Source organism: Mesorhizobium sp. M7A.F.Ca.CA.001.10.2.1, assembly GCF_003998575.1.
Classification (GTDB): Bacteria; Pseudomonadota; Alphaproteobacteria; order Rhizobiales; family Rhizobiaceae; genus Mesorhizobium.
The window spans coordinates 1-1,097 of the sequence record NZ_RZQY01001099.1; the positions used below are offsets into that span (position 1 = coordinate 1).

At 62.8% G+C, this 1,097-nt stretch carries 1 protein-coding gene; it reads left to right on the plus strand.

Annotation, left to right across the window (positions count from 1 at the left end):
- Positions 1 to 68 precede the first annotated feature (68 nt).
- On the plus strand, positions 69 to 1,037 hold the full coding sequence (gene miaA, locus EN964_RS35400) for a tRNA (adenosine(37)-N6)-dimethylallyltransferase MiaA (RefSeq protein WP_127272676.1): 969 nt from the start codon (positions 69 to 71) through the stop codon (positions 1,035 to 1,037).
- The last annotated feature ends 60 nt before the right edge of the window (positions 1,038 to 1,097 follow it).

The following is a 1,097-nucleotide window of genomic DNA, read 5'->3' on the forward strand; positions in this document are numbered from 1 at the left end:
ACCGTGAGGCCATATTCGCAAGCGACAGCGACAAAGCGCGCTCAGCGGGACGGGAAACAAGCGTGGCGATGAGCGGCATGAAACATTCCGGCGGGCAGGCGGGCAAGGGCCGCGTGAAGAACGCGATCCTGATAGCCGGGCCGACCGCCAGCGGCAAGTCGGCGCTTGCGCTCGATCTGGCCGAGCGCAGGGGGGGCGTGATCGTCAATACCGATTCCATGCAGGGCTATTCGGTGCTCGACGTGCTGACTGCCCGGCCGGAGGCGGCCGACCTCGCCCGCGCACTGCATTATCTTTATGGCCATGTCCACCCGGCCACCGCCTATTCCACCGGCGCCTGGCTGCGCGATGTGATGAAGCTGATCGAGGACGGCACATTCTCCGAACGGCCAGTGATTTTTGTCGGCGGCACCGGGCTCTATTTTCGCGCGCTGGCCGAGGGCATTTCGGAAATGCCCGACATTCCGCAGCGGGTCCGCGACCGCTGGCGCTATGAGTTGAAGGAGCAGGGCGCCGTCAAGCTGCACAGCCTGCTGCTGCGCGAGGATTCGGCGGCGGCCATGATGCTCAAGCCAACCGACAGCCAGCGCGTCGTGCGGGCATTGGAGGTTCTCGATGCGTCTGGCCGTTCGATCCTGGAATGGCAGGCAGAACGCGGCCAGCCGCTCATCGACAGGGAAAGCGCGCGTTTCCTGGTGATCGAGCCGGATCGGGCGGCATTGGTCGCTCGCATCGACAAACGCTTCGACCAGATGCTGGACAAGGGCGCGCTGGACGAGGTCAAGCGGCTTGCAGCACTTGGCCTCGATCCCGAATTGCCGGCGATGAAAGCGATCGGCGTTCGCGAACTGCAGGCAGCGATGGCCGGAGAGATTGGCTTTCCCGAGGCAATCGAACGCGCCAAGATCGCGACCAGGCAATATTCCAAGCGGCAAACCACCTGGTTCAGGCATCAATTGGGGCCGGAATGGCTGAGATTGCGCCCCGGTGATGATCTGGAAACCACGATCTCAGCGCTTGCTTCCGATACAACCTGAAAAGTTTACCTGCAAGGAACGGTTCCCGTGGTGGTTGTCCAAATTAACCCGCCGTAAGCC